Annotated in this window: 17 protein-coding genes and 1 tRNA gene; 11 read left to right on the top strand and 7 right to left on the bottom strand. The window is 64.2% G+C overall.

Going from position 1 to position 20492, the window contains the following annotated elements; translation table 11 throughout:
- Positions 1-47: 47 nt before the first annotated feature.
- The 3 genes from MRBLSP13_RS15410 to MRBLSP13_RS15400 all read right to left on the bottom strand — a co-directional run bounded on the left by MRBLSP13_RS15410 (position 48) and on the right by MRBLSP13_RS15400 (position 6167).
- On the bottom strand, positions 48-2348 hold the full coding sequence (locus MRBLSP13_RS15410; protein ID WP_363755389.1) for a TonB-dependent receptor: 2301 nt from the start codon (positions 2346-2348) through the stop codon (positions 48-50).
- Between the two features lie 226 nt (positions 2349-2574).
- Entirely contained in the window at positions 2575-3717 is a 1143-nt protein-coding gene (locus MRBLSP13_RS15405) for a glycerophosphodiester phosphodiesterase family protein (protein WP_363755387.1), read from the bottom strand.
- Complete coding sequence (locus tag MRBLSP13_RS15400; protein WP_363755385.1) at positions 3717-6167, bottom strand: TonB-dependent receptor; 2451 nt, start codon at positions 6165-6167, stop codon at positions 3717-3719. The genes MRBLSP13_RS15405 and MRBLSP13_RS15400 overlap by 1 nt, the downstream gene beginning before the upstream one ends.
- Before the next feature lie 341 nt (positions 6168-6508).
- Here MRBLSP13_RS15400 and lptB point away from each other — a divergent pair, with 341 nt between their 5' ends.
- From lptB to MRBLSP13_RS15345, 11 genes are all read left to right on the top strand, one after another.
- Entirely contained in the window at positions 6509-7294 is a 786-nt protein-coding gene (lptB, locus tag MRBLSP13_RS15395) for an LPS export ABC transporter ATP-binding protein (RefSeq protein WP_363738344.1), read from the top strand.
- 48 nt (positions 7295-7342) lie between these two features.
- Positions 7343-8857, top strand: a complete 1515-nt coding sequence (rpoN, locus tag MRBLSP13_RS15390; RefSeq protein WP_363755383.1) for an RNA polymerase factor sigma-54 — start codon at positions 7343-7345, stop codon at positions 8855-8857.
- 52 nt (positions 8858-8909) lie between these two features.
- Positions 8910-9761: a D-amino-acid transaminase gene (locus tag MRBLSP13_RS15385; protein ID WP_363755381.1), complete on the top strand. Its 852-nt coding sequence runs from the start codon at positions 8910-8912 to the stop codon at positions 9759-9761.
- Between the two features lie 241 nt (positions 9762-10002).
- Positions 10003-11007 (top strand): MarR family transcriptional regulator, encoded by a 1005-nt coding sequence (locus tag MRBLSP13_RS15380; protein ID WP_363755379.1) that lies wholly within the window; start codon positions 10003-10005, stop codon positions 11005-11007.
- Between the two features lie 85 nt (positions 11008-11092).
- Positions 11093-11168, top strand: a tRNA-Val gene (locus MRBLSP13_RS15375).
- 89 nt (positions 11169-11257) lie between these two features.
- Positions 11258-11431: a hypothetical protein gene (locus MRBLSP13_RS15370; protein WP_166666359.1), complete on the top strand. Its 174-nt coding sequence runs from the start codon at positions 11258-11260 to the stop codon at positions 11429-11431.
- 58 nt (positions 11432-11489) lie between these two features.
- Positions 11490-11717 carry a zinc-finger domain-containing protein gene (locus MRBLSP13_RS15365; protein WP_133653123.1) on the top strand — a complete coding sequence of 76 codons (228 nt, stop codon included), beginning with the start codon at positions 11490-11492 and terminating at the stop codon, positions 11715-11717.
- Between the two features lie 110 nt (positions 11718-11827).
- Positions 11828-13270, top strand: a complete 1443-nt coding sequence (gene tldD, locus MRBLSP13_RS15360) for a metalloprotease TldD (RefSeq protein WP_363738297.1) — start codon at positions 11828-11830, stop codon at positions 13268-13270.
- Between the two features lie 55 nt (positions 13271-13325).
- The gene (locus MRBLSP13_RS15355) at positions 13326-13901 is read left to right on the top strand and encodes a DUF924 family protein (RefSeq protein WP_363738941.1); all 576 of its coding nucleotides are present in this window, start codon (positions 13326-13328) and stop codon (positions 13899-13901) included.
- Between the two features lie 213 nt (positions 13902-14114).
- Positions 14115-14453, top strand: coding sequence for a P-II family nitrogen regulator (locus tag MRBLSP13_RS15350; RefSeq protein WP_133653121.1), 339 nt, complete (start codon positions 14115-14117; stop codon positions 14451-14453).
- Positions 14454-14466: 13 nt separating this feature from the next.
- The gene (locus MRBLSP13_RS15345; RefSeq protein ID WP_363738295.1) at positions 14467-15891 is read left to right on the top strand and encodes an ammonium transporter; all 1425 of its coding nucleotides are present in this window, start codon (positions 14467-14469) and stop codon (positions 15889-15891) included.
- Between the two features lie 124 nt (positions 15892-16015).
- Here MRBLSP13_RS15345 and MRBLSP13_RS15340 read toward each other — a convergent pair whose 3' ends face one another.
- The 4 genes from MRBLSP13_RS15340 to crtY form a co-directional block, all read right to left on the bottom strand.
- Complete coding sequence (locus MRBLSP13_RS15340; protein ID WP_363755377.1) at positions 16016-16963, bottom strand: phytoene/squalene synthase family protein; 948 nt, start codon at positions 16961-16963, stop codon at positions 16016-16018.
- A 221-nt stretch (positions 16964-17184) separates the two neighbouring features.
- The gene (locus MRBLSP13_RS15335; protein ID WP_363738291.1) at positions 17185-17766 is read right to left on the bottom strand and encodes a TIGR00730 family Rossman fold protein; all 582 of its coding nucleotides are present in this window, start codon (positions 17764-17766) and stop codon (positions 17185-17187) included.
- 14 nt (positions 17767-17780) lie between these two features.
- Complete coding sequence (locus MRBLSP13_RS15330) at positions 17781-19262, bottom strand: phytoene desaturase (RefSeq protein WP_363738289.1); 1482 nt, start codon at positions 19260-19262, stop codon at positions 17781-17783.
- 10 nt (positions 19263-19272) lie between these two features.
- The gene (gene crtY, locus MRBLSP13_RS15325) at positions 19273-20436 is read right to left on the bottom strand and encodes a lycopene beta-cyclase CrtY (RefSeq protein WP_363755375.1); all 1164 of its coding nucleotides are present in this window, start codon (positions 20434-20436) and stop codon (positions 19273-19275) included.
- Between the last annotated feature and the right edge of the window lie 56 nt (positions 20437-20492).

Below are 20492 nucleotides of genomic sequence, written 5' to 3'. Positions count from 1 at the left end.
AACCCCGCCCGGACACGCTGGGCGTGCCCGGACAGTTGCACTTTATCTTACAGCTTGCCGCTCAGTGACACGCCGATGATGCGGGGTTCGTTGAAGACCGCCGCCATATAGTTTTCGATCACGCCCTTGAGGTTCTTCTCGTTGGTGATGTTGCGGGCGAAAGCCGCAATCTCATATCTGCCGCCGGGCGCGGTGTAGCCGATCTTCAGGCCGCCTTCGAAGTCGCCCTTCGAATGGAACTCCTTCGTCCGGTAAAGGACGAAATTGGTATAGCCCTGGATATTCCAGTCGGTCGCGACGAATGCCTTGCCGCCATTGCCGAGCGGAACATCATAGCGGGCCGCGATATTCGCCGTATATTTGGGCGCGTTGGGCAACGGATTGCCGTCGATCCTCGCCAGATAAACCGGGCCGAAGGCCGTCGCCACGGTGCGCAACGGGTTTTCGACCGTGCAGACCACCACGCCGTTGAGAGCGCAGACCTGCGCTTCGGCATTGGGGTCGTCAATCTCCGTATGCAGCAGGCTGACGCCCGCCGAAAGCGTCAGATTTTCGAACGGACGCGCTTCCAGATCGGCTTCCATGCCATAGGCCTTGGCCGCCCTGGCATTGAACAGGACGCCGTTGCCGTTGACGTCATTGCCGTTGAGCTGGATGTCCTTCACCTTCCAGGCGAAACCGGTCAGGTTGAAGCGGACGCGGTTGTTCAGCAGGCTGGTCTTGATGCCGCCTTCATAGGACATGATCGTTTCCGAATCCGCCGTCGTGAAGTCGCTGTTGAACACCGCAGAGCGGCCCTGGATGGTCGGACCACGGAAGCCGCGAGCGACGCGGGCGTAGAGGCTGACCTCGGGGCTGAACGCGTAGAGCAGGCTGACGTCCCAGCTCGGCTCGTCGCCCTTCAGCTTCACATAGCGACGGCCCGCATAGGTGGAGACGCCCGCTGCATTGGCCGCGGCGCGGACCAGGCGGGTCGATTTCTCGTCTTCGGTATACCGGCCGCCTGCCGTCAGGGTCAGGCCGGGCACGATTTCATAGCTGGCCTGGCCGAACACCGCCCAGCTTGTGTTGACGTTGCGCAGGCGAACCCAGTTGTTGGGATTGCGCGCGGCGGTGGTCAGGAAATAGGCGCGCTGGTAGAAATCGGTCACGTCGCGGCTGTCGAATACCATGCCGCCGACCTGCCATTTCAGGGCATGGTCGCCATTGCTGGCAAGGCGGACCTCCTGCGTCAACTGGTCGAGATCGCGGACATTGCCCTGGCTCTGGCCGAAGCCGTTGGGGACTCCCGCGACGGGGAAATTGGCGGCCGCGCCGCCGTCGGTATCGCCCCGGCTGTAACCCTTTGTCGTTTCATAGGCGGTGATCGATGTCAGGGTCACCGGGCCGAAGTCCAGAGCGATATTTTCCGATGCGCCGTAGGTCTTGTAGGCCTGCGGGTTCTTGTGCGCTTCGTCGAGGGCGATCTTCGTGCGCGGTTCGGCCGCGACGCTGTTCGATCCCTTCACCAGCGCGCCGCGATGGAAGATGGTCGAGGTGCCGTCATAGTCGCGATAATGGAAGCTGGTGAGCATCGACAGCGTGTCGTTGGGCGTCAGGAGCAACTGGACGCGAACGTCCTTTTCGTTGAAGCCGCCCATCGCGTCCTTCTTGGGCGAGACGGTGCCGTCGGCGCTGGCGCCGGTATAGACATTGTCGACCCAGTCGTCGCGATGCTGATAGAGCGCCGAAACGCGGAAGGCGAGCTTGTCGGCGACGATGGGGCCACCGATGCCGCCGTCGAAGGTGACGGTGTTGTAGCTGCCATAGCTAGCCGAGGCGCGGCCCTGCCAGTCCATTGACGGACGGACCGTGTCGAACTTGATGATGCCCGCCGTGGTATTGCGGCCGAACAGCGAACCCTGCGGGCCGCGCAGCACTTCCACCTGGTTGACGTCGAAAACGGGGTTCGATTTCAGCACGACATGTTCAAGGACGACATCGTCCTGGATGATCGACACCGGTTGCGAGGCGCCGAGATAGAAGTCGATATTGCCGAGACCGCGGATGTAGAAGCGCGGAAAGATGCGGCCGGTGGTGGTTTCGGCGTAGAGGCCGGGCACGCGGGCCGCCAGTTCAAGGATGTCGCCGCCGCCGGACTGGAGGCCGCGCAGCTGGTCGCCCTGGACCACGCCGACGGAAACCGGGACGTTCTGCAGATTTTCGGAACGACGTTCTGCGGTCACGACGATCTCGTCGAGCGCGCCGTCAGTCGCCGCCTCCTGCGCGTGGGCGATCCCTGCGATCGACAGCGCGCCAAATGCCGAAGTCAGCAGCAGCACTGACCGTCCGTAGCAGGTTTTGGACAAGATGATTTCCCCCAGAATAGCCGTTGTTCACCCCGGCCGTGTCGATCCCCTGATCGTCTCTCACCGCAGGCGATGTGGCGCCTAGGAGCGGATTGTGGCGGTTCGGTGACAAAGAGCGGCCATTGCCGGACGATCGTATAATTTCTGCTGCATTGTTGCTGCCTGGCAACATGGGAACAGGCCGCGCTTCTCATCATCAGCGATCGATGGCGGCATTCCTGATGCGTCAGCTCTTCCATTCCCCGGCCTGATCGATGGCCTGGCGACCCAAGGCGGGATCATCCGTGAAAAAGGCATCAAGCCCAAGGGCAAGGTAGCGCTGCATCTCCGCCACGCTCCCGGCAGGGTTGCGGGCGCTGTCGCCCCGATCATTGCGGAAGTCGGCCGCCAGAAAATGATTTTCCGGCCGGAAAGTCCAGGTGCCGACCAGCAATCCCGCCCTGTGCGCGGCTTCGACCAGGCCTGTCGGCCGGGCAAGCCGTCCATCGGGCGCCAGCGGAATGATCATGCGGGTCGACGGGGCCAGATAGTCGGCATAGGTCGCGATTTCGCTCAGACCCAGGGGCGTGACAATGTCTGCATAGGTGCGTTTCATGCCCTGCGCGGCGATGTCGGCGGGCATCGCGGCCGGATCGCCAATAAGCTGCATCAACCGGGCATGGGGGAAGGATGAGAGGCGGGGACGCAGCTCTTTCAGATTGCGCGTCTCAAAGGACTGGATGATCAGCGGCGCGCGGGACAGATAGCTGCTCTTGCCGATATGGTCCAGGAGGCGCGGCTCCAGCGGCAGGCCCAGGCGGGCAAAATAGGTGGAATGCTTGATTTCGGGAATGAGGCCGATGCTTCGTCCTCGCGCGGCTGCCTCGGCGGCCAGGAAATCGGCGATTTCCTCCAGCGAGACGATCTGGAACTGGCCATCGAAGCCGCGGCTTTCCGGCCGCATCGGCCCCAACCGCTCGCGGGCGCGCAGGGTCTTGAGTTCCCCCAACGTGAAATCCTCGGTGAACCAGCCGACCTGCTGTTCCCCGTCGATCGTCTTGCTCGTCCTGCGGCGGGCAAATTCGGGGCGAGAGGCGACATCGGTCGTTTCGGCAATGTTGTTTTCGTGCCGCGCGACGAGAACGCCGTCCTTCGTCGCCACCAGATCCGGCTCGATGAAGTCGGCGCCGTCCTCGATCGCCTTTGCATAGGCGGCAAGCGTATGTTCGGGCCGGAGCGCCGAACAACCGCGATGCGCCAGGAGAAGCGGGCGCCTGCGGTCCGGGACAGGGGCGGCGACCGCCACCCCTGTCTTCATGGCCGCGCCCAGCAGCGCAAGATCGGCGCCCGAACGGAGCAGATCCCGCCGGGTGAAAGGCGCGGCCGTCATCAGAACATCACCGACAGCGTGCCGAACCATTGGCGCGGCGGGATGGGATAGACATTGTAATTGTTGGTGTTCGCGCTCGCCTGCACGGTCGATGCGCCCTTTTCGTCGAACAGGTTGGTGACGTTCAGGCTGATTTCCGCCTTCTGCAGGCCGAACATGTCGGCCGGCAGGCGGTAGGCGAGGCGGGCGCTGGCCTGGAAATAGGATTTGACCCAGGCGTCATTGGTGAAGGTCGTGTAACGGCGGCCGACATAATCGCCCACCAGCTGTGCATCGAAATTGCCGATGGTGAGGGTCGCGACCGTCTTGTTCATCCATTTCGGGCTGACCGGGATCAGCTTGCCGCCGGTCGGGACGACCCCGCCTGTCGTCGCGATACCGCCGATGCGCGTGCCGGTCGCCTGGCCGGTGGTGGTGCTGTAGTCGCTGTCATAGATGGATCGGTTGTAGGACAAGGCGTTGTAGAGCGAGAAGATCTGGCCGAAGCGCAGCGTCACGGCGGCGTCCACCCCGTCCGTCTTGACGTCGCCGACGTTGAACACGGCCGGCGTGCCGCCCGAAATGCCGCCGCCGCCAATGCCGCCGATCGCGGCAGCAGGCGTGATGCCGATCAGGCGATCCCGGAAATCGACATGATAATAGTTCACCTGCGCGTCGATGCCGGTAAGGACAGCCGTGTCGATTTCGCGGCTGGTGCGGAAGCCGATTTCATAGACCCAGCTCGTTTCGGGCCGGCCGTTATTCTTGAGATTGTCGAAGGCGGCCTGGCTGCCGCTGCTCCACGGCGTCACGCCGCCCGCCCCATAGGGCTGGAACTGGCGCAGGTTTTTCTGGACGTTGACGTAGAGCTGTTCCTTGTCGGTGATGTTCCACTTGGCGCCCAGTGCCGGCAGGAACCAGCGCTTGGTGTTGATCTCGCCCTCCGGCAAGGCGCTCGACGACCCGGGCAGCGAGCCGATGATCGGCTGCACCGGGAAGGTGCCGCTGGCGAATTGCAGGCTGGACTTGAAGCCGCCCTGGATCAGCAGGCTGGGGGTAAGCTGCCAACTGTCCTGCAGGTGGAATTGCAGCACATTGGTCCGCATCTCGCTGCCATATTGGGTGAAGAGCGGGTTGGTCGGCCGTTCATAGGGGCTGTAGTCCTGCGGCCGGGTCACATCCAGCGCATACCAGCGGCGATAGGCGGCCGAGCTGTTATATTCATACCAGATGCCTGCCTGAATGGCATGGTCGCCCAGCGTCGCATCGAGCGAGGAAAGCACTCCGCCACGATCGATCCGATATTCGGTGGTGCGGATGGCATAGCCCGAATTGCCGGTCGCGGCCTTCAGATTCTGGCCCGGGAAGTAGAGCGAGAACAGGGTGGGAAGCGATGCGACGGTGATCGGCCCGGCGACGATGCCCGCGCCGTCATTATGGTGATAATAGACCTGGGTCGACCAGTCGACGGCATCCGAAAGATGCGCCTGATATTTGACATAGCCCAGATAATCCGTGCGCAGCGCCGCGCTGTAGTAGTTGCGGTAATTCTGCGCCTGCGCGGCAGGAACGGCGCCATTGGCGTCGAGATAGGCGATCGCCGCGTTGAAATCGGGATAGAAGAAGGGACGGACATAGGGCTGATAGGCCTGCGCCGCGTTGGCCGGGTTCTTGAAGACGGTGGTTGCGTCTTCGTTCGGCTCCTGCTTGTCGGAATAGGCGAAATAGCCGGTCAGCTTGCCGTTGCTGTCGTCATGCACGAACTTGGCATTGACCTGCCAGCCGCCCTGCCGCCCGTTGAAGTCCCAGGCGCGGGCGCGCTGGCGCAGTACCGACACATGGCCGCTGTTGCCATTGCCGAATTCGCCGCTGTCGAGGCGCAGGAAGGTGCGCGACGTCCCATAGCTGCCCACCGTCTGGTTGATTTGCGCACCCATTTGCTGGCGGGGATCGCTGGAGAAATTCTCGATCGCGCCGCCCAGGTTGCTGGTCGATGCGATGCCCAGTTCCGCCGCGCCGGTCGCCACGACCACGCTGCCGACATTTTCCGAGATGATCGCGCGCTGCGGCGAGAGGCCGTTGAAATTGCCGTAGCTCTGGTCGCCCAGCGGCACGCCGTCCAGCGTGTGGCCGAGTTGCTGGCCGCTGAAGCCGTGGATGAACAGCGAGGCGTTCTGTTCATTGTTGCCCCAGGGATCGGCCGTCGCATACATGACGCCCGGCAGGGTCTGGATCGCCTTGAACGGCGCAACGCCCGGCAGGATCTTCTGGATTTCGGTCGTCGTGATCGCAGTGGCCGACCGGGTCGCCTTCACGCCGGTCACGATGATTTCGGAATTGCCGGAAGCAGCAGCCTCTTCCGCGGGCGCTGGCTCCGCAGGTGCCTGGGCAAAGGCGGGAGCGGCCGCGAAAAACGACAGCAGTGCAGCGCCGGCAAGCAGCCGGCCCCGCGAGGACGGGTGAGCGATCATGGATGGATTCCCCTAAGGTGCCGTGCTGGCTTGCACGGTTGGCGGCAGCAACTAGGCGGGGAGAATGACGGTTTGTTGGCACCTTGGGGTCAATATTGTTACACAGGAATAAAATAATCGCCTGCCGCCAGAAGCCTGTTTTCTGCGGACAATCATGGGGCTGGGACGCGCAGGATCGTCATTTCCGGGCCTTCAGGACAGGATGCGCGATACAGGCTGTAAAGGCGCGAAAAACCATTTTCCCCTTGCTCCGGCGGCAATCCCATGCACAAAGCTTGCCAATTGCCGCGCGGGACATCGGCTTAAACCTGCGATAAGCATTCGGCAGCAAGGATGACGTGATGGACGACGTAATGATGCAGGACCGGTCAGCCCCGGCATCGCCCCTTCCCCCCCAGGAAGTGGGAGAGGGCCTGTCCGTTATCTCCATCGCCAAAAGCTATGACAAGCGCGTGGTGCTGGCCGACGTGTCGCTGACCGTCGGCAAGGGCGAGGTGGTCGGCCTGCTCGGCCCCAATGGCGCGGGCAAGACGACCTGCTTCTATTCGGTGATGGGGCTGGTGCGGCCGGATCATGGCCGCATCGTGCTGGATGGGCAGGACATCACCGGGCTCCCCATGTATCGGCGGTCCATATTGGGCCTGGGCTACCTGCCGCAGGAAACCTCGATCTTCCGGGGGCTGACGGTCGCGCAGAATATCGGCGCGGTGCTGGAACTGGCGGAGCCGGACAAGGCGGCGCGGCAGGCGCGGCTGGAACAGTTGCTGAACGAGTTCGGCCTGACCCGGCTGCGCGATTCCTCCGCCATGGCGCTGTCTGGCGGCGAGCGGCGGCGGTGCGAGATCGCCCGCGCCCTGGCGGCCGATCCGTCGATCGTGCTGCTGGATGAACCCTTCGCGGGCATCGATCCGCTGTCCATCGCGGATATTCGCGATCTGGTGAAGCAGTTGAAGACGCGCGGCATCGGCGTACTGATCACCGACCATAATGTCCGCGAAACGCTGGAGATCGTGGACCGCGCCTGCATCATCTATGACGGCAATGTGCTGTTCGCAGGCAGCCCGACCGAGCTTGTCGCCAACGCCGACGTGCGGCGCCTCTATCTGGGCGAGAATTTCTCGCTCTGACATGAGCGGCGGACCGACCCTTCCTGACTTCGGCGAGGGGAAGGGCTGATGGCGCTCGCGCCCCGTCTGGACCTGCGACAGAGCCAATCGCTGGTCATGACACCGCAACTGCAGCAGGCGATCAAGCTGCTGGCGCTGTCCAATCTGGAGATCGAGGCGTTCGTCGCTGGCGAGCTGGAGAAGAATCCCCTGCTGGAAGCGGGAGGGCCCGAAGATTTGGCGCCTCCCGCCGACGGCGTGGACCGGACGGTGGAACAGCATGATCTGCCAGCCGCCACGGGCGATGCCGACCAGTTGATCAGCCAGGGTCTGGGCGCTGCGGATTCGCCGCTGGACGTCGATTATGGCGCGGAAACCTTTATCGACGACGGGCCGGGCGACCGGATGGCAGGCGGAGCCATCGGTTCCGGCGGGAACGACCTTCTGTCGGGCGGAAGCGGCGAAGCGCCCGATTTCGACAGTTTCGCCAATCCGGAGCAGGGCCTTCAGGAATATCTGATGGACCAGGCGCGCAGCGCGCTGTCGGGCAGTGACCTGATGATCGCGGCGCAGCTGATCGGGCAGATCGACGAGGCCGGCTATCTGGAGGCCGACCTGCTGGAGACCGCCCATGGCATGGGCGTTCCGCTCAGTCAGGTGGAGCAGGTGCTGATGGTGATCCAGGGTTTCGACCCGATCGGCGTCGGCGCCCGGTCGCTGTCGGAATGCCTGGCCTTGCAGGCCCGGGAAGCGGATCGCCACGACCCCTGCATGGCCAAGCTGCTCGCCAATCTGGATTTGCTCGCCAGGGGCGCCCTGCCCCAGCTTCGCCGGATTTGCGGAGTGGATGAAGAGGATATGGCGGACATGATCCGCGAACTGCGCGGATATGACCCCAAGCCCGGCCTGCGTTTCTCCACCGAAAGCGCAGCGCCGGTGACGCCCGACCTGTTCGTGCGTCCGATGCGGGAGGGCTGGTCGATCGAGATCAACAGCGCCACCCTGCCTCGCGTGCTGATCAATCGACATTATTATGTCGAGCTGGCCTCCGGTCCGCAGGACAAGACGTCCAGGGCCTGGCTGGCCGATTGCCTCGCCAGCGCCAATTGGCTGGTCAAGGCGCTCGATCAGCGGCAGAAGACCATCATCAAGGTCGCAAGCGAGATCGTCCGACAGCAGGAGGATTTCTTCCGCAAGGGCGTGGCGCATCTGAAGCCGCTGACGCTGAAGGCCGTGGCGGATGCGATCCAGATGCATGAATCGACCGTCAGCCGCGTGACGTCGAACAAATATCTGTCCTGCCCCCGTGGCCTCTATGAACTCAAATATTTCTTCACGAGCGGCGTTTCGGCGTCCGGCGGCGACGGCGCCGTGTCGGCCGAAGCGGTCAAGAGCCACATCAAGGCGCTGATCGCGGCGGAAACGCCCGATGCCATATTGTCCGACGATACGCTGGTCGATCTGCTTCGCGCCAAGGGCACGGACATCGCCCGCCGGACCGTCGCCAAATATCGCGAGGCCATGGGCATCGGATCGTCGGTGCAGCGGCGGCGGCAGAAGGCGCTGCGCGGGCAGGCGGCTTGACCCGGCAACGCCGCCGGGCCAGATCGGCCGCCCCCAGACAAGGAACAGCCTCATGTCCATCGCCTATCTGAACGGGAGCTTCCTGCCGATCGAGCAAGCCCGCGTCTCCGTACTGGATCGCGGCTTCCTGTTCGCGGACGGCATTTACGAGGTCGCAGCCGTGATCGACGGCAAGCTGGTCGACAGCGCGTCCCATCTCGCCCGGCTGGAACGGTCGACCAGCGCAATCGGCATCGCCCTGCCGCTGTCCCTGGCGGAGATCGAGGCGGCGCAGAAGGAATTGGTGGCGCGCAACGCGCTGACCGAAGGGCTGGTCTATCTCCAGATCACGCGCGGCGCCGATGCGACCCGCGATTTCCTGCCCTCCCCCGATATCCGGCCGACGCTGGTGATGTTCGCCCAGGCCAAGCATTTCCTCGACGTGCCTGCCGCGCGCGACGGCATCGCGGTGGCGACCATGCCGGACCTGCGCTGGGCCCGCCGCGACATCAAGAGCGTCGGCTTGCTCGCCCAGGCCATGGCGAAGCGCGCCGCTGCCGAGGCGGGCGCGCAGGAGGCGTGGATGGTGGAGGATGGGTTCGTCACGGAAGGCGCATCGTCCACCGCCTTCATCGTGACGGAGGACGGCGTCGTCACCCGGCCATACAGCCAGGCGGTGCTGGCGGGCTGCACCGGCGCAGCGCTGACGGCGCTGGCGGAGGAAAGCAGCATCGGGATCATCCGCCGTCCTTTCACCGTCGCCGAGGCATTGGCGGCGAAGGAAGCCTTCATCACGAGTGCATCCACGCTCTGCCAGTCGGTGGTGCGGATCGACGGTCAGGAAATCGGCGGCGGCAAGCCCGGCCCGATCGCGATGCGGCTGCGCGCGCTCTATATCGACTTTGCCCGGCGCACCGCCGTCTGAGCGAAAAATGCGCAAAAGCTGATCCATATCGGATGAAGAATCGAACGAACGCCATTGCCGCCATTTCGGCGGCGATCATGGCTCCATTTTGGTGTCCGTTACGGCGATTTCGGGAAAAGACCCGTTTACAGGCGCGCTGATGGGCGCGATGCGCGGCATAAATCTCCATAGTGGAGAATGGTCTGGCTGCGTAACGACGGCGTTACGATAAGCTGAAACAAACAGGATGGAGATTTTCGGCGTGGGTTTGGATCATGAGGAGATCGGTTTTGGCGCATCGCCGGACCAACCCTTCGGCACGCGGGACGAGCGGCCCGGGCTGCTCATCCTGGCAGACGATATCTATACCGACGATGCCGCGTTGCTGAGCCGGGCGGCGGGGCTTCGCCTGCTGGGCACGGTATCGCTGGATCAGGCATCGAACCGGCTCGACGTGCAGATCGGCTGCGACATCATCCTGTGCTTTTGCCCATCGCCCGATCCGATGGTCGAGCGGCTGCTGGTGCAGATAGAGACATTGGCGCTGCAGAATGACATGCCGGTCATATTGGTCGCCGATCTGGACACGATCGATCTCGCTTATGCCTGCCTGCGCAGCGAGCGGACCCAGTTGCTTTGCCGACCGGGACATACGGATCTGGCCGCCGCGTTGCTGGCCGCCGCGCGCCAGACGCCGTCCCGCTCGCTTCATGAGGTGAACCGGGAGAGTGAAGGGCTGCGGCTCCAGCAGTTGAGCGACGAGGTAAGCCGCCTCGCCCGCACGCTGGAGGCACTGACCCTGCGGCCTCGTCACGCGACGCCATCCTTCGACCTTGGCCCGCGCATATCGGACGAACCAAGCGACTATATCGGCATGCCCGCGCTGGAACCGATCGGCAGCGCGGACAAGTCGGCCGAAGCCGCAACCTTGGAGGCGGCGCAGGTGCGCGACCTGCTGCGCGCGCGGCGGTTGCGCGACGATTTCCTGCCCGCCGACCTGTTCGCCGACCCCGCCTGGGACATGCTGCTGGATTTGCTGGCCGCGCGGCTGGAGCATGAGCGGGTGTCGGTATCCAGCCTGTGCATCGCATCGGCGGTACCGCCCACCACCGCGCTGCGCTGGATCAGGACACTGACCGAAAAGGGCTTTGTCGACCGGCAGGCCGACCCGCACGATGGACGACGCGTCTTCATCGCGCTGGCCGATCACACGGCCGAAGCCCTGACCCGCTGGTTCACCGCCAGCCGCCGTTTCCTTTGCGCATGACGATTATCGCCTCTTCCCCGCTTGACCGGCGTCCGGATTGCCGTAGATAGGCGCGCACCGGACGCCCGCGATCAATGCTGGCATCGGGCGATTAGCTCAGTTGGTAGAGCGTCTCGTTTACACCGAGAATGTCGGCGGTTCGAGCCCGTCATCGCCCACCATTTCTTCCATTTGAAATAACTGTTCCCGTCCGAGCCAGAACGACGTAGGATCAGGCACTTAAGGAATGCTTGGGTAGGGCAACTGACTCATGTCTCTCACGCTTGTCTTCAGCGGTACGATAGCGCCTTTGCTGCTGATCCTCTCGCCCGTTTCACTGGCTAAAGCGCGCGATTGCGTGAATTGGGACGCACTGGCAAAGGCGGTGGACATTGCGATGGAAAAGCCCTGCCCGAAAAAGAGGCCCCGGCTGCCCTTGATGTAAAAAGCCCGTGCGCCACGGATATTGCGGCGCAACGCGAGCGCTGCTAATTGGTGGCGCCATGATCCAGCCGCCTGAAATCATCCGCGTCACCAAGCCCCGTGTCTCCTGCGACGGTTCGGGAGATATTCCCGCCGCGCTGGGCCATCCGCGCGTGTTCCTTGAAATCGACGAGCATGGCTATATCGATTGCGGCTATTGCGACCGTCGCTTCGTGCTCGTAGGCAGCGCGGCGGACACGCCGGAAATCGCCGGTTTGCCGGATATTCCATCGGGCGCCAGCCTTTAATCCTGGCAGGCGCGCTCCTGCAAAGGCAGGAGCAAGCCATAGCCGGATCTCTGTCGTGAGCGCCAACAAATCGGTTGGGCTTGCGACTTGCCGCCCCTATATCGGACAGCATGACCGATGCTGTTCCCCAGTTTACCGATGCCCGCGGCCTGCTTTATCGCCCTGGCCTGCTTGATCCCGACGGCGCGCGCCGCCTGACCGCAGAAGCGCTGAAGGGCTGCGACGATGGCGAGCTTTACCTGCAATATCGGGCGAGCGAGAGCTTCGGTTTCGATGACGGTCGGCTGAAGACAGCCGATTATTCCACCGATGCGGGCTTTGGCCTGCGCGGCGTTTCCGGTGAGATGACCGGCTTCGCCCATGCCAACGACATCAGCGAAGCGGCGATCCGCCGGGCGGCAGAGACGCTGACGCTGCTCGATCCCGCCAGCGGCCAGCCGCCCCCCCCACCGCAGCGCACCAACCGCCACCTCTATACCGACGTCAATCCGTTGGAGATCGTGCCCTTTGCCGAGAAGGTGACGCTCTGTGCCGCCATCGACGCTGCCGCGCGCGCGCGCGATCCCCGCGTCGCGCAGGTCTCGGTCAGTCTGGCGGGAAGCTGGTCGGTGGTCGAGATCGTGCGCGCCGACGGTTTCACCGCGACCGACATCCGCCCGCTGGTGCGGCTCAACGTGTCCGTGATCCTGGAGGAGAATGGCCGCCGCGAGACGGGGGTGTTCGGCATTGGCGGCCGTTATCTCTATGACGAGGTGATGGCCCCGGCGATCTGGAACCGCGCGATTGACGAAGCGCTGGCGCAGGCTCGCGTCAACCTGCGCTCCGTCGCTGCTCCCGCGGGTGAGATGACCGTGCTGCTGGGGCCGGGATGGCCGGGCGTTCTGGTGCATGAAGCGATCGGGCATGGGCTGGAGGGCGATTTCAACCGCAAGGGCACCAGCGCCTTTTCCGGCCGGGTGGGTCAGCGGGTTGCGGCTCCGGGCGTTACCGTTGTCGATGACGGCTCGATCATGAGCCGGCGCGGCTCGCTCTCCATTGACGATGAGGGCACGCCGACGCGGGAAAATGTGCTGATCGAGGATGGCATCCTCAAGGGCTATATGCAGGACCGGCTGAACGCCCGGCTGATGGGCGTGGAACCGACCGGAAACGGTCGCCGCGAAAGCTATGCCCATGCACCGATGCCACGCATGACCAACACGTTCATCAAGGGCGGGAATGACGATCCGGAGGAACTGCTGAGCCGTATGAAGTCGGGCATCTTCGCCAAGAGCTTCGGCGGTGGGCAGGTCGACATCGTATCGGGCAAGTTCGTCTTCTCCTGCACCGAGGCCTACAAGGTCGAGAACGGCAAGCTGGGCGATCCGATCAAGGGCGCGACACTGATCGGCGATGGGCCGACCGCGCTGACAAAGGTGGTTGGCGTCGGCCATGACTGGGCACTGGACGAGGGGATCGGCATGTGCGGCAAGGCGGGGCAAAGCGTCCCGGCCGGCGTCGGCCAGCCGACGCTGCTGATGGAGGGACTGACCGTCGGCGGCACGGCGACCTGAGCCGCTAACGCCATGGGCGGAGGAACCCTTGGCGGGGTCGGTCTTTATTTTCATGATGAACATGCTGACCGACAGCCATGATGCCGTGACCGAGGACTGGGCGGCTGCTCTGCTGGATTTCTGGTTCAACCAGATCGGCGAGCAGGGCTGGTGGAACCATGATCCAGCGCTGGATCGAAGCTGCAAGATGCGGTTCCACGCACTGTGGGAAGAAAAGCGTCACGTGCCCGCGGACGAATTTCTGGAACGGGCCGACGATGCGTTGGCGGCAGTGCTGTTGTTCGACCAGTTGCCGCGCAACATGTTCAGGGGATCAGCGGCCGCCTTTTCGACCGATGCGCTCGCGCGGGCGGTGGCGCGTGGTGCCGTCGCCCATGGATACGACATTCAGATTGGCGGAGCGGGACGGCTGTTTTTCTACATGCCGTTCCAGCACAGCGAGGCTTTGGACGACCAGATATTGTCGCTCAGCCTGTTCGAGGGAGCGGGGGATGAAAAATCCCTGGCTTTCGCGCGGCAGCATTACGCCATGATAGAGCGCTTCGGTCGCTTTCCCCACCGCAATGCGGCGCTGGGCCGGGTGGATGCGCCCGGCGAACAGGAAGCGATCCGGGAGGGTGGCGCCTGGTAAGGCGCGTGCCTCTGACCCACCATCGGCCGGTTGCGACGACGGCCCGACGCCGATGACCCCTGTGCCTAAAATTTAAGCAGGGCCGCAATGCTGCCCATTTTTTCAGCGCCCCATATTGCCGCACTTCCGCAAAAGCCCGCATTAACCCGACCTTCGCGAATTGGCACGGCCCTTGCTGAGGATGTCGCCGCACACCAATAACAGGGGGGCGACATGAAACTGGTCATGGCAATTATCAAGCCGTTCAAGCTTGACGATGTCCGCGAGGCACTTTCCTCGCTCGGCATCGCCGGCATGACGGTCAGCGAAGTGAAGGGCTTCGGCCGCCAGAAGGGGCAGACCGAAATCTATCGCGGCGCTGAATATTCGACCAACATGGTTCCGAAGATCAAGGTCGAGGTGGTCTGCGACGACGACCTCGCACCGCGCGTGATCGAGGCCGTTCAGGCCGCCGCGAATTCCGGCGCCATCGGCGACGGCAAGATCTTCGTACTCGATGTCGAGCAGGCGGTGCGCATCCGTACCGGCGAAACCGGCGAAACCGCACTGTAAGAAGGGGGACTTAATGACCTTTTCCAAAAAGCTCTGCGGCGTGATGGGGGCGGTCGGCCTGTCCCTGCTCGCAGCCGCACCGGCGCTCGCCGCGCCGATCAAGGCGCCAGACGCCGCCGCCATGGCCGGCATGGTCAACAAGGGCGACGTCGCCTGGATGCTGGTTTCTGCCGCACTGGTGCTGATGATGTCGGTTCCGGGCCTGGCCCTGTTCTACGGCGGCCTGGTCCGCACCAAGAACATGCTGAGCGTCCTGATGCAGGTGTTCATGATCGTCTCCGTCGCCGGCCTGGTCTGGTGCTGCTGGGGCTATTCCATCGCCTTCACCTCCGGCGGCGACAATCATTTCTTCGGCGGGCTGTCCAAGGCCTTCCTGATGGGTGTCGACGGCACGACCTATGGCGCGACGTTCAGCAACAACGTCTATCTGCCTGAATTCGTGTTCGTGGTCTTCCAGATGACCTTCGCCATGATCACCCCGGCGCTGATCGTCGGCGCCTTCGCGGAGCGCGTTAAGTTCTCCTCGCTGATCGTGTTCGTCGTGCTGTGGCTGACCTTCATCTACTTCCCGATGGCCCACATGGTCTGGTACTGGGCCGGCCCGGACTTCCTGGTTGATACGCCGAGCGATGCCGGCCTGCTCTGGAGCTGGGGCGCACTCGACTTCGCGGGCGGCACCGTGGTGCACATCAACGCCGGTATCGCCGGCCTGGTCGGCGCGCTCATGATCGGCAAGCGTGTCGGCTTCCCCAAGGAACCGATGCCGCCGCACTCGCTGACCATGACCATGATCGGCGCCAGCCTGCTGTGGGTCGGCTGGTTCGGCTTCAACGCCGGCTCCAACCTGGAAGCCAATGCCGTCACCGGCGTTGCCTTCATCAACACCATGGTCGCCACCTGCGCGGCGGCGGTGAGCTGGTCGCTGGTCGAGCAGGTCCACCATGGCAAGGCCTCCCTGCTGGGCGCCGTCACGGGTGCGGTGGCAGGACTCGTCGCCATCACCCCTGCGGCTGGCTACGCGGCCCCGATGACCTCGATCGTGCTCGGCTTCGTCGTGTCGCCGATCTGCTACATCTTCGTGGCATTCGTGAAGGGCAAGGTCGGCTATGACGACAGCCTGGACGTGTTCGGCGTGCACTGCATCGGCGGGATCGTCGGCGCCATCGGCACCGGCATCGTCGCGGCTCCCTCGCTGGGCGGCCAGGGCGTGTTCGACTACACCGTCTTCCCGGCGGCCTTCCATCCGGAGGCCTACAGCATCCCGGCCCAGGTCTGGATCCAGGTCAAGGCGGTCGTCTTCACCCTGCTCTTCTCGGGCATCGGCAGCGCGATCCTCTATTTCATCATCGACAAGACGATGGGCCTGCGGCCGAGCCAGGAAGCCGAAATGGAAGGTCTCGACCTCTCCAGCCACGGCGAGCGGGCCTACAACTACTGAGATTGGCAGGGCGGGCCGACACGCGAAAGGCCCGCCCGCCTCACCTTGTTCCTCCTGCGAACATCCCTGGGGACCGATGCGCAAGTATCGGTCCCTTTTTTTGCCCGTCAGCTTCTTTTGCCTGTCAGTTCCGGGGCCGGGTCCACAAGGATGCGGGACGCTCCTGCGTTGCGGACCAACGGCGGGCACGGCCCGGCACCTGGAGCCCGGCGCGGAAGACCCAGCCCAGCTTGTCGCCCTTGGGCGTGGTGACGCGATGGTCCCAGGCATGCTCGCCGCGGCGGGCCACCTCGCGGGCGATGTCCCCATAGATGCCAGCGGCGGCAAGCACCGCCCAGGCTGAGCGTGGCGGCAATGCCCCGGTGCCATGGCGGGCGCTTTCCTCATGGACGGCGGCCATGTCGGCCAGGCGGCGGGCCAGGACGGCAAGACGTGGACGAGCCCAGGGTTTCATGTGCTCGCCGGGCGGAATGTCCATTTCGACGAGCCATTCTTCCGGCAAATAGCAGCGATCGGCGGCCTCATCTTCGCTGATGTCGCGGGCGATATTGGCAAGCTGGAAGGCCAGGCCCAGATCGCAGGCACGGTCGAGCGTCGCCTCATCACCAGGATCGACGCCCATCAGGATCGCCATCATGCAACCCACCGCGCCCGCGACATGATAGCAATAGCGCAGCATGTCCGCTTCGCTGCGGGGGCGCCATTCGCGGGCGTCGAGGGCGAAGCCTTCGATCAGGTCATGGGCGTAGCGCTCCGGAATCGCGCATTCCCGCATGACCAGGCCGAAGCCGTCGAAGGCCGGATCGCCCGTCGGTTCGCCCCGAAGCGCCGAGCCGGTGAGCGCGCGCATGCTGGCAAGGCGTGCCGCGCCGTCGGCGACGCCGCGCATCGTGCCGCCATGATCCTGTCCGTCCGCGATATCGTCGCATTTGCGGCACCAGGCATAGAGCAGCCATGTCCTTTCCCGGGTTCGACGGTCGAACAGCCGAGAGGCGAGAGCGAAGGATTTGGAGCCTCGAGCGATGCTCTCGCGGGCCTGGACGATCAGGGCGGCGCGGTCGAGAGCTGCCATGCTGCCTGCGGAGGGGGTGGGCGGAGGGCTTGGGTCCATGGCTTCGGACATGCCCTGCCCCAGCGCCCACGTCGAGTCACTTGCCCCGTCGCGACGCAAGTCGGAAGGGCATTAGAGCGGGTTTTGATCTGATTGAATCAGCTCGCCGCTCTGGATTCCTTGTTTGCCGCGATTTCCTGACCAGCGATCGGGTCCGATCGCCTGGAAATCGCTCTAGGAGTTCACAGCCGGTCGGCCTTCATCGCAAAGATGGTTTCATGCGGCTGATAGGCGGCCATCCTGTCGAGCAATGCCTCGATCGCATTGGCGTGGATCAGTATATTGGCGTGCTGCGCGCGGATGAAGCCCGCCTCCACCATATGCTGGTTGAAGGCTATGAGTTGGTCGTAAAAGCCCGCGACATTGAGCAGGCCCACAGGCTTCCGGTGATAGCCGAGCTGGGCCCAGCTGATCGCCTCCCACAATTCATCCATCGTGCCGACGCCGCCGGGCAACGTCACGAAGCCGTCCGACAGGTCGGTGAAAAGCTGCTTGCGCTGGTGCATGGTCTGCACGACATGCAGTTCCGTGCAGCCGCGATGGGCGACTTCGGCGCCGACCAGCGCCTCGGGAATCACGCCGATCACTTCACCGCCGGCTTCCAGTGCCGCATCGGCGACCGCCCCCATCAGACCAAGCCGGCCGCCGCCATAAACGACGCCTATGCCCCGTTGGGCCAGAGCACGTCCCACATGGCGGGCCGCATCGACATGGGCCGGGTCCACCGGCGTGGCCGAGCCGCAATAGACAGCCAGTCTCTTCATCAGTCCTTCACCCCTCAGGCCAGGTCTTCCAGCATCAGCGCGGCGGTCGCCTTGGCGCTGCCGACGACGCCGGGGATGCCCGCGCCCGGATGCGTTCCCGCCCCGACCAGATAGAGGTTGGGAATGACGTCGTCGCGATTATGCGCGCGGAACCAGGCGCTTTGCGTGAGCAGCGGCTCCAGGCTGAACGCACTGCCCAGATGCGCCGACAGGTCGCGGCGGAAATCAGGCGGGGCATAGTGGAACTGCGTGACGATGCGCGAACGGATGTCGGGAATCAGGCGATGCTGGATTTCGTCCAATATGCGTTCGGCATAGACCGGCGCGAACCGATCCCAATCGATCGGCAGCTTGCCCATATGCGGCACCGGGGCGAGCGCATAGAAGGTCGAATGACCCTCCGGCGCCATGCCGGGATCAGTGACGGTCGGATGATGCAGGTAGAGAGAGAAATCCTGCGGCAGGACGCCATGGTCGTAGATATCGGTCAACAGCCCCTCATAGCGGGGGCCGAACAGGATCATATGGTGCGGTATGCCCGGCCAGCTCCCCCTGATGCCGAAATGCAGCACGAACAGGCTGGGCGACCAGCGTTTGCGGGCGAGTTTCTCTGCCTGCTTCTCGCCCCGGGGATGATGGCCGACCAGGTCCCGATAGCTGTGCATCAGGTCCGCGTTGGAGGCGACGGCATCCGCCTCCCCGCGCCAGCCCGAAGCGGTGCGCACGGCAACGGCGCGATCGCCATAGGTTTCGATCTGCACCACCGGATCGGCCAGACGCAGCGTGCCGCCCAGCCGCTCGAAATGCGTCGCCATCGCCTGGACCAGGCGGTTGGTACCGCCCTTCGCGAACCAGACGCCGCCGTCCTTTTCCAGCTTGTGGATCAGGGCATAGATCGAACTGGTCCGCAACGGATTGCCGCCGACCAGCAGCGTGTGGAAGGACAGCGCCTGACGCAGCTTCTCATTCTTCACATGGGAGGAGACGACCGAATAGACCGAGCGCCAGGCCTGATGCTTCGCCAGCGCGGGCGCGGCGCGGACCATGGATGCGAAATCGAGAAAGGCGACGGAGCCGAGCTTGCGATATCCCTCCTGATAAACGCCGTCGGCATAGTCGAGGAAGCTCTCATAGCCTGCGACATCCTCCGGGTTCAGCCGGGCAATCTGGGCGCGGAGCGCAGTCTCGTCATTGGAATAGTCGAAATTCGTCCCGTCGCGCCAGTTGAGGCGATAGAAGGGCGTGACGGGAACCAGATCGACATCCTCCGCCATGTCGTGGCCGGACAGGCGCCACAACTCGCCCAGACAGTCGGGATCGGTGATGACGGTCGGGCCCGCGTCGAAGACGAAGCCGTCCTTTTCCCACATATAGGCGCGGCCGCCCGGCCGGTCCCGCGCCTCGACCAGTACCGTGTCGATTCCCGCGGACTGCAGGCGGATGGCCAGTGCAAGGCCGCCAAAGCCAGCACCGATGACGATTGCTTTCCGGTTCATCGGGGTGGGTTCATCGGGCGGGAGGGCTCAGCAATGCGCGCATGGCGTTCCTTATGGGCACGGGGGGCCGCCCGCACAAGATGCGGATACGGTCCCGCAGCGTCGAGCGGCCCGCATAGAAGCGGCCGATCAACGCCGGATCGAGGCGATAGAAGCGCTCGAATATGCGCCGGCGTTCCGTCGGCCGGGCGGCGCCGAACAGCATACGGCCAAGCAGGCGATAATAGAGGCCCTGTCGCCAATGGTCCTTCGCCCAGCCGCGTGTGGCCTGGGCCAGAAGCGCGCCCTCCAGCGGCCATTCATCGACCAGCCGCAGCGCGAAACGCACCGCATCGGGCAGGGAATAGCCGGTCATCGGCTGGAACAGCGCCGCCCGCGTCCCCAGCCGCGCGACCGGGTCCTCCTGCGGCCAGAAGCGATCGAAATCGCCGCCATGGACGACGGGAAGGACGCCGCTCTCGCTGTGGACGACCGCCTCCACCTGCCAGCCCTGTGCACGCGCATAGGTGGCGATCCGCGCCTGGAGCACGGGCAGGTCGAGGTCGGGCGCGTCGCTGTAATAAGTATCTTCGACAAAGACCGTCCTGTCGTCCCGGGGCAGCAGATAGACGAAGCGATAGCCGTCCAGCTGATCGACGGTCGCGTCCATGATGACCGGGCGGGCAAGCCCGTGGGGGACTTGCAGACGCAGGGTCTGGCCGATGAATTTCTGCCAGCCGCAGCGCAGCGCCGAAAGATCCCCCCCTCCCCGCGCATCCAGCACCGCTTTTGCGCGGATCACGCGGCCATCGGCCAGAGTGACGCTGACCGGCGTCAGTTCGGCTGCCTCGGCACCGGTCAGCACGCCATTGCCGAGCGTCCGGCGGACATGGCTGTCCAGCCGTGCCGAGGTGATGCTGTTATAAGGCACGGCAAGCCCGCGACAGTGGCCGGGAAAGTGGACCTCATAGCCCTCCGCCCAGCGATGGGCGATCAGCGGTTCGACCAGCCAGCGATCCCGGCTGTCCACATCGCTGTCGAAAAAGGACCAGATATGATTGCCGCCCAGCCTGTCGTCGCTTTCCAGAAGGCACAGCGAAACATCCGGGTGACGTGCGGCGAAGGCAAGCGCGGTCAGGCTGCCCGCAAGGCCGCCGCCCACTATCGCCAGATCATATTCCGCCCCGGTCGTCATCGCACCCTTGTTAGGGGCTGGGCGGGGAAATGCACGGATTGATTTCCGGCGCAATA

Origin of the sequence: Sphingobium sp. LSP13-1-1.1 (genome assembly GCF_040676415.1) — a bacterium.
GTDB lineage: Bacteria > Pseudomonadota > Alphaproteobacteria > Sphingomonadales > Sphingomonadaceae > Sphingobium.
Note: the sequence above shows the minus strand (reverse complement) of the source record. Positions and strands in the feature narration are given on the sequence as shown.